12 protein-coding genes are annotated in these 14,113 nt (G+C 64.5%); 1 reads left to right on the top strand and 11 read right to left on the bottom strand.

Translation table 11 applies throughout. The features are described 5' to 3' along the window. Window positions 1-61 precede the first annotated feature (61 nt). The 5 genes from BGRAMDRAFT_RS11380 to BGRAMDRAFT_RS11360 all read right to left on the bottom strand — a co-directional run bounded on the left by BGRAMDRAFT_RS11380 (window position 62) and on the right by BGRAMDRAFT_RS11360 (window position 6,857). The gene (locus BGRAMDRAFT_RS11380) at window positions 62-802 is read right to left on the bottom strand and encodes a 3-ketoacyl-ACP reductase (protein ID WP_006048884.1); all 741 of its coding nucleotides are present in this window, start codon (window positions 800-802) and stop codon (window positions 62-64) included. Between the two features lie 198 nt (window positions 803-1,000). Beyond that, complete coding sequence (locus tag BGRAMDRAFT_RS11375; RefSeq protein WP_006048883.1) at window positions 1,001-2,182, bottom strand: acetyl-CoA C-acetyltransferase; 1,182 nt, start codon at window positions 2,180-2,182, stop codon at window positions 1,001-1,003. A gap of 123 nt (window positions 2,183-2,305) precedes the next feature. Next, on the bottom strand, window positions 2,306-4,273 hold the full coding sequence (gene phaC / locus BGRAMDRAFT_RS11370; RefSeq protein ID WP_006048882.1) for a class I poly(R)-hydroxyalkanoic acid synthase: 1,968 nt from the start codon (window positions 4,271-4,273) through the stop codon (window positions 2,306-2,308). 374 nt (window positions 4,274-4,647) lie between these two features. Further along, a complete protein-coding gene (gene pgeF, locus BGRAMDRAFT_RS11365; protein ID WP_006048881.1) occupies window positions 4,648-5,508 on the bottom strand; it encodes a peptidoglycan editing factor PgeF in 861 nt (286 codons plus the stop codon). Then, a complete protein-coding gene (locus BGRAMDRAFT_RS11360; protein WP_006048880.1) occupies window positions 5,505-6,857 on the bottom strand; it encodes an RluA family pseudouridine synthase in 1,353 nt (450 codons plus the stop codon). Before BGRAMDRAFT_RS11360 ends, pgeF begins: the two co-directional genes overlap by 4 nt. Window positions 6,858-6,895: 38 nt before the next feature. On the opposite strand from BGRAMDRAFT_RS11360, the gene BGRAMDRAFT_RS11355 reads away from it, so the two are divergent. After that, window positions 6,896-7,756 (top strand): outer membrane protein assembly factor BamD, encoded by an 861-nt coding sequence (locus tag BGRAMDRAFT_RS11355; RefSeq protein ID WP_006048879.1) that lies wholly within the window; start codon window positions 6,896-6,898, stop codon window positions 7,754-7,756. 119 nt (window positions 7,757-7,875) lie between these two features. On the opposite strand, the gene rlmD is transcribed toward BGRAMDRAFT_RS11355, so the two are convergent. The 6 genes from rlmD to surE form a co-directional block, all read right to left on the bottom strand. After that, on the bottom strand, window positions 7,876-9,303 hold the full coding sequence (rlmD, locus tag BGRAMDRAFT_RS11350) for a 23S rRNA (uracil(1939)-C(5))-methyltransferase RlmD (protein ID WP_006048878.1): 1,428 nt from the start codon (window positions 9,301-9,303) through the stop codon (window positions 7,876-7,878). A 91-nt stretch (window positions 9,304-9,394) separates the two neighbouring features. Continuing rightward, a complete protein-coding gene (locus tag BGRAMDRAFT_RS11345; protein WP_029968289.1) occupies window positions 9,395-10,171 on the bottom strand; it encodes a 3'-5' exonuclease in 777 nt (258 codons plus the stop codon). Window positions 10,172-10,175: 4 nt separating this feature from the next. Continuing rightward, window positions 10,176-11,255 carry an RNA polymerase sigma factor RpoS gene (gene rpoS / locus BGRAMDRAFT_RS11340; protein WP_006048876.1) on the bottom strand — a complete coding sequence of 360 codons (1,080 nt, stop codon included), beginning with the start codon at window positions 11,253-11,255 and terminating at the stop codon, window positions 10,176-10,178. Window positions 11,256-11,266: 11 nt separating this feature from the next. Continuing rightward, a complete protein-coding gene (locus BGRAMDRAFT_RS11335; RefSeq protein ID WP_006048875.1) occupies window positions 11,267-12,214 on the bottom strand; it encodes a peptidoglycan DD-metalloendopeptidase family protein in 948 nt (315 codons plus the stop codon). Between the two features lie 5 nt (window positions 12,215-12,219). Further along, window positions 12,220-13,350 (bottom strand): protein-L-isoaspartate(D-aspartate) O-methyltransferase, encoded by a 1,131-nt coding sequence (locus BGRAMDRAFT_RS11330; protein WP_006048874.1) that lies wholly within the window; start codon window positions 13,348-13,350, stop codon window positions 12,220-12,222. Continuing rightward, window positions 13,347-14,105, bottom strand: a complete 759-nt coding sequence (surE, locus tag BGRAMDRAFT_RS11325; protein ID WP_006048873.1) for a 5'/3'-nucleotidase SurE — start codon at window positions 14,103-14,105, stop codon at window positions 13,347-13,349. The genes BGRAMDRAFT_RS11330 and surE overlap by 4 nt, the downstream gene beginning before the upstream one ends. Between the last annotated feature and the right edge of the window lie 8 nt (window positions 14,106-14,113).

Raw genomic sequence — 14,113 nt, 5'->3', positions numbered from 1 at the left:
CGGGACGCCGCCGGAACCATCCGAGCGGGGCGCGCTGCCTCGTGAGCGGCGCGCCGCTTGCTCAGCCCATATGCAAACCGCCGTTCAGCGAGAAATCGGCACCCGTGGAAAAACCCGATTCTTCGGACGCGAGCCACGCGACGATCGAGCCGATCTCATCCGGCCGGCCGAGGCGGCGCACCGGAATCGTCGCAACGATCTTTTCGAGCACGTCGGGGCGGATCGCCTTGACCATGTCCGTGCCGATGTAGCCAGGCGACACGGTGTTGACCGTCACGCCCTTGGTGGCCACTTCCTGCGCGAGCGACATCGTAAAGCCGTGAATGCCGGCCTTCGCGGTCGAGTAGTTGGTCTGGCCGAACTGCCCTTTCTGCCCGTTCACCGACGAAATATTGATGATGCGCCCAAAGCCGCGCTCCACCATCCCGTCGATCACCTGCTTGGTGACGTTGAAGAGACTGGTCAGGTTGGTGTCGATCACCGCGGTCCAGTCTTCGTGCGTCATCTTGCGGAACACGACGTCGCGCGTGATGCCCGCGTTGTTCACCAGCACGTCGATCTCGCCGACCTCGGCCTTAACCTTGTCGAACGCGGCCTTGGTCGATTCCCAGTCGCCGACGTTGCCTTCGGATGCGACGAAGTCGAAGCCGAGCGCCTTCTGCTCTTCGAGCCACTTCACACGGCGCGGCGAATTCGGGCCGCAGCCCGCGACGACCCTGTAGCCTTCCTTGTGCAGGCGCTGGCAAATGCTCGTGCCGATGCCGCCCATTCCGCCCGTTACATACGCAATTCGCTGTGTCATAACCTAGACTCCGTTGTCGTTCTTGAGGCGCCGGCCGGCTGCCCCAGCCGGCTACCTCTACCCTCGCCTGATGCTTTGTCCACACTGCCGCCGGCGAGGCCGCTCTCGGGCGTCACACGAGCGCGCGCCGGATTCGCAAAGCGGCGCGCGTCAACACCGTGCACGGCGCCTGATGCGCGGTCGGCGTGCGGATCGTCGTCAAACGCGCTCGAGCGCCAGCGCGACGCCCATGCCGCCGCCGATGCACAGCGAAGCCAGGCCCTTCTTCGCATCGCGCTTCTGCATTTCGTGCAGCAGCGTGACGAGAATCCGGCAGCCGGACGCGCCGATCGGATGGCCGATCGCGATCGCGCCGCCGTTCACGTTGATCTTCGACGTGTCCCAGCCCATTTGCTTATGCACGGCGAGCGCCTGCGCGGCGAAGGCTTCGTTGATCTCCATCAGATCGAGATCGTTCACGCTCCAGCCCGCACGCTCCAGACAGCGCTTCGACGCCGGCACCGGACCCATGCCCATGATCTTCGGATCGACGCCCGCGTTCGCGTACGCCTTGATGCGCGCAAGCGGCGTGAGACCAAGCGCTTCGGCCTTTTTCGCGGACATGACGACCACAGCCGCCGCGCCGTCGTTCAGACCCGACGCGTTAGCCGCCGTGACCGTGCCTTCCTTCGAGAACGCCGGCTTCAGACCTGCCAGCGACTCGGCCGTCACGCCGTGACGCACGAATTCGTCGGTGGCGAAACGCACCGGGTCGCCCTTGCGCTGCGGAATCTCGACCGGCACGATTTCGTCGTCGAAACGGCCCGACTTCTGCGCGGCTTCCGCCTTGTTCTGCGATAGCGCCGCGAACGCGTCCTGCTGTTCGCGCGTGATGTCGAATTCCTTCGCGACGTTTTCGGCCGTCACGCCCATGTGATACTGGTTGTACACGTCCCACAGACCGTCGACGATCATCGTGTCCACGAGCTTGGCGTCGCCCATGCGGAAGCCGTCGCGCGAGCCCGGCAGCACGTGCGGCGCGGCGCTCATGTTTTCCTGACCGCCGGCGATCACGATGTCCGCGTCGCCCGCGATGATCGCGTTGGCCGCGAGCATCACCGCTTTGAGGCCCGAACCGCAGACCTTGTTGATCGTCATGCCGGGCACCGCGGCGGGCAGCCCCGCCTTGATCAACGACTGGCGCGCCGGATTCTGTCCCGAGCCCGCCGTCAGCACCTGGCCCAGGATCACTTCGCTCACCTGTTCGGGCTTCAGGCCCGCACGTTCCAGCACCGCGCGAATCACGGTCGCGCCGAGTTCGGGCGCGGCGATCTTCGCCAGCGACCCGCCGAATTTGCCCACTGCCGTACGCGCGGCCGATACGATCACAACATCAGTCATTTCCATATCCTCCGGGCTTCGCGGCCAATCAGGCCGGGGCCCGTCAAGTTAAAAATCTCGTTGCTCGTGAACCTGCTAGCTCGTCTTGCCCCGTTGCGTTGGGTGGCATCTGAGATCGTGTTCTTACTCGCGCTTGCGCACGTAGCGGCCCGGCGCCGGCTCGATGACCGGGAATTCCTCCGAGCCCGCCGCGGCGCGCGGCTTCACTTTCCTGCCGCCGTACTGATCGAGCCACGTGGTCCACTCGGGCCACCAGCTTCCGGGCACTTCCTTCGCCTCGCCGAGCCAGTCGTCCGGGTTCTCGGGCAAGCTCTTCTGCTCGCCCTCGAGCGTCCAGTAGCTGCGCTTGTTTTTCGCGGGCGGGTTGATGACACCCGCGATATGACCCGACGCGCCGAGCACGAACTTCAACGGTCCGGTGAGGAGCGGCGCCGACGCATAGGCCGACGGCCACGGCACGATATGGTCGTCGCGTGAACCGTAAATGAAGGTGGGCACGTCGATCTTCGACAGATCGACCGGCTCGCCGCAGGTGGTCACTCCACCCGGTTCGCGCAGACGATTCTTGAGATACGTATTGCGCAGATACCAGACGTACATGGGACCGGGCAGGCTCGTGGAGTCGCTGTTCCAGTACAGCAGGTCGAACGGCACCGGCGTGCGTCCCTTCAGATAATTGTCGACGACGTAGTTCCACACCAGGTCGTTCGGACGCAGGAACGAAAACGTGTTGGCGAATTCGATGCCGCGCATGAGTCCCGCCGGCGCACCGTTCTTGCCGCCGATGGTCTGCTCGCGCATTTGCACATGCGCTTCGTCGACGAAAATATCGAGCACGCCGGTGTCGGAAAAGTCGAGCATCGAAGTGAGCAGCGTCATCGACGCGGCCGGATGTTCGCCGCGCGCCGCCGCAACCGCGAGCGCGGTGGCGAGCATCGTGCCGCCGATGCAGAAGCCGAGCGTGTTGATCTGCTCGCGGCCGCTGATCTTGCTCACGGTTTGCATCGCGGTGAATACGCCCTCGCTGACGTAGTCGTCCCACGTCTTATGCGCGATGGAGGCGTCCGCATTGCGCCACGAAATCAGGAACACCTGGTGGCCCGAATCGAGCGCATGGGCGACGAGCGAGTTCTCCGGCTGCAGATCGAGAATGTAGTACTTGTTGATGCAAGGCGGCACGATCAGAAGCGGCCGCTCGCGCACGGTCGCCGTGCGCGGCTTGTACTGGATCAACTGCATCAGGTCGTTTTCGAACACGACCGAGCCTTCGGTGGTCGCGAGATTTTCGCCGACCACGAAACGCGATTCGTCCGTCTGCGAAATCTTGCCGCGCTGCATGTCGGCAAGCAGATTCATCACGCCTTGCCGCAAGCTCTCGCCCTGGCTCTCGAGCAAGGTCTTTTGCGCCTCGGGATTCAACGCTAGGAAATTGCTCGGCGACGCGGCGGCCGTCCATTGCTGAACGGCGAAGCGGATGCGCTCGCGCACTTTCGGTTCGGTCTCGAGCGCGTCGACCATTTCCTGTAGATAGCGCGCGTTCAGCAGATACCATGCGGCGGTGAATGCAAAGGCCGGCGTGGCGCTCCATGCGTCGGAACTGAAGCGGCGGTCCTTCAGTTCGGGCGCCTTCGGCGCCGCGCCGCCGCCGCTTGCCTGCTGCAGCAGCACCATCGCTTCACGCGTGTAGTCGGCTTGCAGTTTCTGCAGACGTTCAGGAGGAATCGCCGCGGCCGGTATGTTCAGACCGGCGAACGACGGCATGCCGGGTATCGCACCAGCGCCACCCGCCGCACCCGCTGCGAGCTTGCTGAAGTCAGGCATGCCAGGGAACGATGGCATCGACGGCATGCCGGGCACGCTCCACGGCGCCGCGCCCTGAACTGGAGGAAATTGCGGCATCGCGAACGGCGCGCCGTTGCCGCCGCCCGCCGCGCCTGCGCCCAACGAGCGCCAAGCGTTTAACCACGCGTCGAAAAATGGCTGAAGGCCCGCCGTCGCTGCGGCGCCGCTCGCGCCACTGGTGCCGGCCTGCTGCGTTTGCTCCTTCGAGGAGTCGGTGCTGGGGGAAGCTGGGGAATGAGGAGCTGCCATACCTGCTTTTGACCGGTAAGTCCTTGCGGACGGTTGAGAGGCAGGTTCTTGCGCATGTGGGCGATCGCTCGCGCCCTCGTCACGCCCTGTCCCATGTACGAGGAGCTGTGAGGAACATTCTTGCTCCCCATCGCAAGGCATGTCAATGCTTGTTCCCGATTTTGCCGCAGTGCGATAGTTTTTTAATTATCGTTTTCCCTGTATCACTGGCCGGCATTTTCAGACATATGTCAATCGAATGGCGGATTGCGAAAAAACGCTGTATTGCCGCGCTTAATTCACATTTATTGCTCGGTGTTAATGCGGGTATTAACGGACGAAACGATTCCGTTCGACGCTTCCGGCAGCGCAGCAAAATGCGAGTCGCGCTCGCCTCAGTCGCCGAGTGTCTGAGCCTGGTCGTCGAGCCAGATCAATGCGGCCATGCGGCCTGTCTCACGATCGCGGCGGTATGAATAGAAGCGCTCGCGCTCGCTGACCGTGCACAGGTCGCCGCCCACAACGCGCGTCACGCCGAGCCGCTGCAAACGCAGACGAGCCAGCGCCGGAAGATCCGCAAGATATTTGCCGTCGTTTCGCGGATGCGCGACGAAGGCGCTCGCGGTTGCATCGCGTTCGCTTGCATTCGCGCCGTCGAGGAACGCGTCGCGCACGTCGGGCCCGACTTCGAACGATTGCGGTCCAATGCAAGGTCCGAGATACGCGTGCAACGCGTGCGCTTCTACGCCGGCGAGTTCGGCGACGCGGCCGGCCGTCTGCTCGACGATGCCCGCAGCGAGTCCGCGCCAGCCCGCGTGCGCCGCGCCCACTGCGCGCCCTGCTTCGTCGCACAGAAGCACCGGCATGCAGTCCGCGATCATCACCACGCACGCGATGCCCGCGCGATCCGTGACGCTCGCGTCCGCTTGCGTCGGCTTGCCGTTCGCTTGCGCTTCGCGAAGCGCGTCCTCGGCTCGCACGATGCGCGCCGCGTGAACCTGATCGAGCCACGCGGCATCGGCGACGCCTGCCAGCGTGAGGAGCCGCTCCCGATTGGCCGCGACCGCGGCGGGATCGTCGCCGGACTTCATGCCCAGGTTCAGGCCGCCGGGTTCGTCCGCGCCGTCGCGCCAGCGACCGAACGGCGGCTTGCTCACGCCGCCGTTACGCGTTGTGACGAGCGCGCGCACGCGCGGCGCCACATTCCACGCGGGTTGCACGACATCGGCAAAGCTTAGTTCGGGCAGGCTCGTCATGCGCGATCGTCCTTGTCTTGCTGGGGGTTGTGGTCGTCGGGTTCGTCGGCTTGGTCGTGCTCGTCGGACTCGTCCTGCTCGTCGTATTCGCCGTGCTCGTCGTATTCGCCGTGCGCGCCGTGCGCGCCGTGATCGTCGGCGTCGTCGTGCTCGTCGTAGTCCGCGGCCTCGTAACCGTCTTCCTCATAGTACGTCTCGTCGAACTCGCCCGCATCGTCGCGACCGAGGCCGAGCGCCGCCGACAGCGCCGCGATATCTGCCGGCACGTCCGCGCGCCATTGCATCGTGCGGCCGGTCTTCGGATGAATCAGACCGAGGCGCCATGCATGCAGCGCCTGGCGCGCGAACTCGCCGGGCAGCGGCGTCACCGAGCGCTTGCCGCGCGCGCGCCCATACACCGGATCGCCAAGCAGCGGATGGCCGATATGCGCGCAGTGCACGCGGATCTGATGCGTGCGGCCGGTTTCGAGATCGCAGTGAATCGCGGTGACCGGCTGACGCTGCCAGATCGCCGTATCGACGCGCCGGAAATGCGTGCGCGCCGGTTTGCCCGATGCGCCCGTCACCACGGCCATGCGCGTGCGCTCGCGGGGATCGCGGCCGATGGGTGCGTCGATGGTGCCTTCCTCGGGCATGTTGCCCCACACGAGCGCGAGATAGCGGCGCTTGACCGTGCGCGCCTGCAACTGGCGCACGAGGTCGGTCTGCGCCTCGAGCGTGCGCGCGACCACCATCAGCCCCGATGTTTCCTTATCCAGCCGATGCACGATGCCCGCGCGCGGCAAGCCCGCCGCGGCGTCGCCGTAGCGGTACAGCAAACCGTTCAGCACCGTCCCGCTCCAGTTGCCGGCCGCCGGATGCACGACCATGCCGGCGGGCTTGTTGATGACGACGAGCGTGTCGTCTTCGTAGACGATCTCGAGCGGCACCGGTTCGGGCGTGAACGCGAGCTGTTCGGGCAGCAGGTCCGGCACGAGTTCGATCGTCGCGCCAAGCGGCACCGGCTGGCGAATCTTTGCCGGCTTGCCGTCGATCCGCACGCGCTCCGCCTCGATCCAGCTTTGCAGACGGTTGCGCGAGAATTCGGGGAAAAGGCGCGCAAGCACCTTGTCGAGGCGCTCGCCTGCCAGTTCGTCGGGCACCACGACACTGCGCGGCGTTTCGTCCGCGACACGGTTTGCCACACTCGGCACCATGCTGGCGAGCGCGGCTTTGCCGAGCGCGTCGGCGGGGAGGTCGTCGTCGAGCGAATCGGGGCCCAACGCGTCGGAGGGGTCGGCGCTTACGTTATAATCTTCGTTGCTATTCCGGGCACCGGTTGCAGCGCCTGGAGTATTTGAGCGGGTCATTGAGTCTGGGTCACCTGGACGTAAAGCTAGACTGGAAAATGCGAGCCTTGAACACCATCACTAAAGCGGCGATCAATTTGAAGGCCATGAAGAGCGCGGCCCGGAAAGTGGCCGGATACATTGCGTGTGCCGCAGCCGTCGCGGTTGTTGCGGCTTGCCACGGCCTGCCGGAGAAGACCGACGAAACGGCAACGTGGAACAACAACAAATTATATACGGAGGCGAACGACGCCCTGAGCGGCGGCGACTTCGGCAAGTGCGCGAAGTACTTCGAAATGCTCGAAGGCCGCGACCCGTTCGGCCACTTCGCCCAGCAGGCGCAGATCAACGTCGCGTACTGCAACTGGAAAGACAATGAAGCCGCGGCCGCCGATCAGGCTATCGACCGCTTCATCCAGTTGCACCCGGATCACCCGGACATCGCCTATGCGTACTATCTCAAAGGCATGATCCACTTTAACGACGACCTCGGTCTCTTCGGCCGCTTTTCCGGCCAGGACATGAGCGAGCGCGATCCGAAGTCGCTGCGCGAGTCGTACGACGCGTTTAAGGTCGTGGTCGACCGGTATCCGAACAGCAAATATGCGCCGGACGCCGCCCAGCGCATGCGCTACATCGTGAACGCGCTGGCGTCGCACGAAGTCCATGCGGCGGATTACTACTACCGCCGTGGCGCGTATGTGGCTGCGATCAATCGCGCGCAGCTCGCGTTGAAGGAATACAAGAACGCACCGGCTATCGAAGACGCGCTGCACATCATGATGCTGTCGTATCAGAGGCTGAACCAGCCGCAACTCGCCGACGACACCAAGCGCGTGCTCGCCGGCACCTTCCCCGACAGCCCGTACGTCACGGGCCATGCAAGGCCGGGTAAGGAAAAATCCTGGTGGCAGTTTTAAGCCGCGCCGCGGTTTGAACCGCGGCTGAACACGAGTTGCAAAGCAAAACGCCACGACTTCGGTCGTGGCGTTTTGCTTTATGCGTTAGCGGGATGGGTTGGCCATATCGACTAGCCGAATCAGTCCCGCTCGAACAACGCAATCGACTCCACATGCGACGTATGCGGGAACATGTTGACGACGCCCGCACCCACCAGCCGGTAGCCGGCCTCGTGCACGAGCAACCCGGCGTCGCGCGCGAGCGTCGACGGATTGCACGACACGTAGACGATGCGCTTCGGCAGCGGTCCATCGCCGCTTTGCGCGATTTCCGCCAACGCCTTCGCGACGGCCAGTGCGCCTTCGCGCGGCGGGTCGACCAGAAACTTGTCGAAGTGGCCGAGCGCGCGCATGTCGTCGGCGGTGACTTCGAACAGATTGCGGCATGCAAACGACGTGTGCGCCGCCACGCCGTTCAGCTCGGCATTGGCCAGCGCGCGCGAGGTCAGCACGTCGCTGCCTTCGATGCCCACCACTTCCCTCGCGATGCGCGCAAGCGGCAGCGTGAAATTGCCGATGCCGCAGAACAGATCGAGCACGCGGTCCGTGCGCGCGGGCGCGAGCAGGCGCAGCGCGCGGCTCACGAGCACACGGTTGATCGCGTGATTGACCTGCGTGAAGTCGGTCGGCTTGAACGGCATGCGGATGTCGTACTCGGGCAGCGTGTAGTCGAGCTGCACGTCGAGCGGATACAGCGGCGTGACCGTGTCCGGGCCGCCTGGCTGAATCCAGAACTGCACCTTGTGTTCGTCGGCGAACTCGCGCAGCACTTGTTCGTCGGCGGCAGTCAAAGGCTCGAGATTGCGCACGACAAACGCCGTGACCGACGAGCCGACCGCCAGTTCGAGCTGCGGCATGCGGTCGTAGATGGACAGCTTGCGCACCATGAAGCGCAGCGGCATCAGCATCGCCGACACATGCGGCGGCAGCACTTCGCAGGTTTTCATATCCGCGATGTAGCTGCTCTTCTTCTCGTGAAAGCCAATGCGCATGCCGCCTTTTTCCGGCAGAAAACGCACGGCGAGACGCGCGCGATAGCGATAACCCCAGGCCGGTCCGTGAATCGGCCGGAACACCGTTTCGGGGCGCAGCTTCGCGAGATGCTGAAGGTTGTCCTCGAGCACGCGCTGCTTCACCGCGACCTGCGCGCGAATGTCGAGATGCTGCATCGAACAGCCGCCGCAAATGTCGAAGTACGTGCATTTTGGCTTCGTGCGCATCACGCTTTCGCGGAACACCTGCACCACTTCGGCCTGTTCGAACTTCGGCTTGCTGCGATGTGTCGAGTAGCTCACGCGCTCGCCGGGCAGCGCGCCTTCGACGAAAATCACCTTGCCGGGCGTGCCGTCTTCGGACTCGATGCGGCCGACGCCGCGCGCTTCCATATCGAGCGAAACGATTTCGACGACCGGCTCGTTGCCGGTAATGACGGGCGCCGGAGCCGGCGCGGCTTTGTGGTATTTCGACGTGCGCTTCGGCGAGCGACGATGGTGGGCAGTTCGGGACACCTGCTACTTCCTGACAAACTTGGGGGAAAGGCGAGATTGTAGACGAAGCCGGCGCGAGCGACGCCCCGGCTCCGTACACACAGCCGCACTGCTATTGATCGAACGCCGCCAGATATTCCGCCCATTGCGGCGCGGTTTCGAGCGCGAGCGCGTTCTTGACGAGATTGATCTCGTCGGCGTATTCGGCGGCGGAGAACGCACCGCGAATCAACTGAAAGCGGCAATACAGCAGATACGTATTGACGACGTCGGTCTCGCAGTAATTGCGGATTTCCTCGATGCGCCCTTCCTGATACGCCTGCCACACCTGGCTGCCGTCCATGCCCATCTTGCCGGGAAAGCCGCACATCTTCGCGAGCGCGTCGAGCGGCGCGTTGGCGCGCGCCTGGTACATCGCGAGGACGTCCATGAGATCGGTATGGCGCGCGTGGTAGCGGCTGATGTAGTTGTTCCACTTGAACTCGCGGTCGTCCTCGCCGAGATCCCAGAACCGGTAGGCGGGAATGCCGTTGACGAGCGCGCGGTAGTTCAGCACCGGCAGGTCGAAGCCGCCGCCGTTCCACGACACGAGCTGCGGCGTGTACTTCTCGATCACGCGATAAAACGACTGCACCAGCGCCGCCTCGCCGTCTTCGAGCGTGCCGAGCGAGCGCACGCGAAAGCCGTTGTTATCGCGAAACACGCAGGAAATCGCGGCGATGCGTTGCAGATGATGCGGCAGAAAATCGCCACCGGTCTTTTCGCGGCGCGCGGCGAACGCGTGCTCGGCGACTTCGGCGTCGCTCATCGTGGCGGGCAAATCTTCGAGACGGCGGATGCCGGCGACATCGGGAATCGTCTCGATGTCGAAAACAAGAATCGGTGTCATCAAGTCAGAGAACGGCGTCTTTGCGAACGCCATTAGAGGCGAAGAAGCGCTTTAACCGCACGAGCGCTTCCTGTTGGATCTGGCGCACACGCTCGCGCGTGAGGCCCATTTCATCGGCCAGCTCTTCGAGCGTGGCGGGTTCGATGTGATTCAGACCGAAGCGGCGTTCGATCACATGGCGATGCTTGTCCGACAGACGCGCGAGCCATGCGCGCGTGAGCGTTTCCAGTTCGCGATGCTGAACCTCGGCATCCGGCGACTGGCTCTGGTCGTCCGACAACAGATCGAGCAGACTGCTGGCCGGATCGAGATCGAGCGGCGCGTCGAGCGAGGCGGTGTGCTCGTTCAGCGCGAGAATGTCGGTGACTTCGTCGGTGGTCTTGCCGGTCAGATAAGCGATGTCGTCAATGCTGGCGTCGCGGCGCTCGGCCGCTTCGCCGGAGTTCATCGAATTCTTTTCCAGATGGCGCTTCGCACGCAGCACCTGATTGAGCTCGCGAATCACGTGCACCGGCAAGCGCACGGTGCGCGCCTGGTTCATGATCGCGCGCTCGATGCTCTGTCGGATCCACCACGTCGCGTAAGTGGAAAACCGGAAGCCGCGTGTCGGATCGAATTTCTCGATGGCGTGCATCAGGCCAAGGTTGCCCTCTTCGATCAGATCGAGCAGCGGCACGCCGCGATTCAGATAACCCTTAGCGATGCTGACGACCAGCCGCAGATTGCGCTCGATCATCACTTGCCGCGCTTCGAACTCGCCCGCCTTCGCGAGACGCGAGTACTTCTGCTCTTCCTCGACGGTGAGAAGCGGCTTCACGCTGATGCGATTCAGATAATGCTGGATCGTGTCCGCTGTGAGCTCGGCTTGCAACAGCGCGCGGAAGTCGTCCGCGTCGGGCACGACCTCGGCTGCGCCTTCGCGCGCGTCGCCGCCTTCTTCGGCGCTCGGGCGCTCGTCGAGCTCGCGCTCTTCGACGAGCTCCTCTTCCGCTTCCGAAGCGCCGCTGTCGTCCACCGAAGCGGACGTGGCATTGCTGATCGTTTCAGATTCGGCTTGCGGCAGGCGGCGCTTCGGTTTCGGCATGGTCGTATCGCTTATTGCGGCGGCAAATACTTCAGTGGGTCGACAGGTTTACCCTGCCGGCGAACTTCGAAATGCAACATGACACGGTCTGAATCGCTGTTACCCATCTCGGCGATTTTCTGCCCCTTCGTGACCGCATCCCCCTCTTTTACCATCAAAGAGCGGTTGTGTGCATACGCGGTGAGATAAGTTGCGTCATGCTTGATGATAATTAGATTGCCGTAACCACGCAGCCCATTTCCGGCATAAACCACGCGGCCGTCCGCGGAGGCCTTCACCGCTTCGCCCGCCGCGCCGCCGATATTGACGCCCTTGTTGGTCGAATCGTTGAAGGTGCCGAGCAACTGGCCGCGCACCGGCCAGGAGAAGCTGATGTTGCTCGACGCGCCGGCAGTCGAATCGCTTGCAGCAGCGGCGCTCGACGGCGGCGTGAGCGCCGCGCTGTTCGCGCTCGAGCCGTAGATGGGCGGCGCTGCCACGCCGGCTGCCGCGCCCGTCGAAGGCGCCGCGCCATTGAGCGGCGCGCTTTGCACGGCGCCGTTACTGCCGAGCGGCGCAGTCGCGACACCCGGCGTCAGCGCAGCGGTGTTCGCGCCCGGCGGCACCACGCGCAGCAGTTGATCGACCTCGATCTGATTCGGGTTCGTCAGGTTGTTCCACGCGGAAATGTCGCGGTAGTTCTGGCCGTTCTCGAGTGCGATCCGGTACAGCGTGTCGCCCGGCTTCACGCGATAGTAGCCAGGCGGCGGCGGGCCGAGCGGCACGGCCGGTTGCTGCCCGGCCTGCGCAGCTTGCGTGCCGAGCACGCCGCCGCCGGAGCGGTCGACGACCGGCGCCTGATCGAGCCGGGATGCACAGGCTGTCATCAACAGGGACAAGGCGAGCACGCACACGCTACGCTGGGTTACGGACATGGGGACATTCAGGCTGGTTCTTTGCATCGCGCGCAACATACTCATCGGTGTCAAATCACTCCGGATTTTAAGGGTACAAAGAAAACGCGATCAAGCTGCGACTCGCGCCACTGCGCCGGCCCGAGGCGCTCGACGAGCGTCAGCACCTGGTTCTGGCCTTCCTGCGAGCCGACCGGCGCGATCAGGCGGCCGCCGATCGCGAGTTGTTCAAGTAATGCTTGCGGCACGTCGAGGCCCGCGGCGGCGATCAGGATCGCATCGAAAGGCGCCGCCGACGGCAGCCCCAAACGTCCGTCGCCATAGTGCAGCCGGATGTTCGGAATTCGCAGCGGACGCAAGTTTGTCTTCGCGCGCTCGGACAACGGCTTGATGCGTTCGATCGAATACACCTCGCGCGCGACCTGGCTCAGCACCGCCGCCTGATAACCGCAACCGGTGCCGATCTCGAGCACGTTGTTCAGCGCGCGGCCGGTTGCTGCGAGCTCGATCATTCGCGCGACCACCGACGGCTTCGAGATAGTCTGGTGATGGCCGATTGGCAACGCCGCATCTTCGTAGGCCTGAACCGCGAGGCCGGGATCGACGAACATATGGCGCGGCACCACGGACATCGCGCTCAACACGCGCTGATCGGTGATGCCGTTCGCACGCAGGCGTTCGACCATGCGTTCGCGAACCCGTTCCGACGTCAATGCGGTTGCACGGTTCAGCGCGACGTTCGGCGCGGCGCCGCGCTCGTTCGAGCGGCTTGTCACGGACTTGGCGGACGGCGAGGACGGTGCAGAGGAACTCACGGCCTTGCTCGCGGCTCGCGTAGACGACGACGCTGCACCCTTCACCGCGGACGACGGACGCGCGCCCGTGCTCTGCGCAATCGGCCGCGCCGGCGTCTTCACCGCAGGCGCGGCGAGCGCCCTGGGCGGCGTCACGATGAGCGGCCTCGCTGGCGTGCCGGCCGGCAATCTGTCCGCGACCGAAGCCGGCGCTCTCGCCTGCTTCGGCTGCGTCTTGCCAGCCGAACCGGGCTGCCCATGCTTCGCCGGCTGCTGCCGCGCATTGAGCGCGGCACTCGCGGCAAGCGCCGCCGCGCGCACTTCCCCTGGACGGCCTTCGGGCCGGCGCGGCTCGCGCACCAGATCTTCGAGGCCGAGTGGAAAGCGCTTCGCGCGCTCGCTCGTCATGAAGCGCCGCTGCCCGCGCGCGCCCAGTCGTGTGCGGCCGGGAGCATTTGCGTGTGCGTCAGATCGAGCTGCAGCGGCGTGATCGACACATGGCCGTTCGCGACTGCGTGGAAATCCGTCCCTTCGCTCGCATCGCGCGCGCTGCCCGACGGCCCGATCCAGTAGATCGGCTCGCCGCGCGGATTGGTCTGCCGGATGACCGGCTGCGACGGATGCCGCTTGCCCAGACGAGTGACGCGCCAGTCGCGCAGTTGCTCGTACGGCAGGTTCGGAATGTTGACGTTAAGAAGCGGATGCCCCGGCAGCGGCTGCGCGAGGTAATGCGCGACGATTTCCGCGGCGACGCGCACCGCGTCTTCGAGATGCACCCAGTCTTTATCGACGAGCGAAAAGGCGATGGCCGGCACGCCGAACATGATGCCTTCGGTAGCCGCCGCGACGGTGCCCGAATAGAGCGTGTCCTCGCCCATGTTCTGACCGTTGTTGATGCCCGATACGACGAGATCCGGCGTGTGGTCGAGCATGCCCGTCAGCGCGATGTGCACCGAGTCGGTCGGCGTGCCGTTCACGTAGTAGAAACCATTGGCCGAGCGCAAAACCGAAAGCGGCCGCGACAAGGTCAGGGAATTCGACGCGCCGCTGCAGTTCTGCTCGGGCGCCATCACGGTCACGTCGGCGAGCGGCTTGAGCGCTTCGTAAAGCGCGCCGAGGCCGGGCGCCAGGTAACCGTCGTCGTTGCTGAGTAGGATTCGCATGCGGCGAT

The organism is Paraburkholderia graminis C4D1M (assembly GCF_000172415.1).
Classification (GTDB): Bacteria; Pseudomonadota; Gammaproteobacteria; order Burkholderiales; family Burkholderiaceae; genus Paraburkholderia; species Paraburkholderia graminis.
This window is presented reverse-complemented; position numbering and strand designations above follow the sequence as displayed.

Excerpts from the sequence above, each read along its gene's own strand:
- BGRAMDRAFT_RS11380 (WP_006048884.1), bottom strand. The coding sequence starts at position 802 with ATGACACAGCGAATTGCGTATGTAACGGGCGGAATGGGCGGCATCGGC.
- BGRAMDRAFT_RS11375 (WP_006048883.1), bottom strand. The coding sequence starts at position 2,182 with ATGACTGATGTTGTGATCGTATCGGCCGCGCGTACGGCAGTGGGCAAA.
- phaC (WP_006048882.1), bottom strand. The coding sequence starts at position 4,273 with ATGGCAGCTCCTCATTCCCCAGCTTCCCCCAGCACCGACTCCTCGAAG.
- pgeF (WP_006048881.1), bottom strand. The coding sequence starts at position 5,508 with ATGACGAGCCTGCCCGAACTAAGCTTTGCCGATGTCGTGCAACCCGCG.
- BGRAMDRAFT_RS11360 (WP_006048880.1), bottom strand. The coding sequence starts at position 6,857 with ATGACCCGCTCAAATACTCCAGGCGCTGCAACCGGTGCCCGGAATAGC.
- BGRAMDRAFT_RS11355 (WP_006048879.1), top strand. The coding sequence starts at position 6,896 with ATGCGAGCCTTGAACACCATCACTAAAGCGGCGATCAATTTGAAGGCC.
- BGRAMDRAFT_RS11345 (WP_029968289.1), bottom strand. The coding sequence starts at position 10,171 with ATGACACCGATTCTTGTTTTCGACATCGAGACGATTCCCGATGTCGCC.
- rpoS (WP_006048876.1), bottom strand. The coding sequence starts at position 11,255 with ATGCCGAAACCGAAGCGCCGCCTGCCGCAAGCCGAATCTGAAACGATC.
- BGRAMDRAFT_RS11335 (WP_006048875.1), bottom strand. The coding sequence starts at position 12,214 with ATGAGTATGTTGCGCGCGATGCAAAGAACCAGCCTGAATGTCCCCATG.
- BGRAMDRAFT_RS11330 (WP_006048874.1), bottom strand. The coding sequence starts at position 13,350 with ATGACGAGCGAGCGCGCGAAGCGCTTTCCACTCGGCCTCGAAGATCTG.
- surE (WP_006048873.1), bottom strand. The coding sequence starts at position 14,105 with ATGCGAATCCTACTCAGCAACGACGACGGTTACCTGGCGCCCGGCCTC.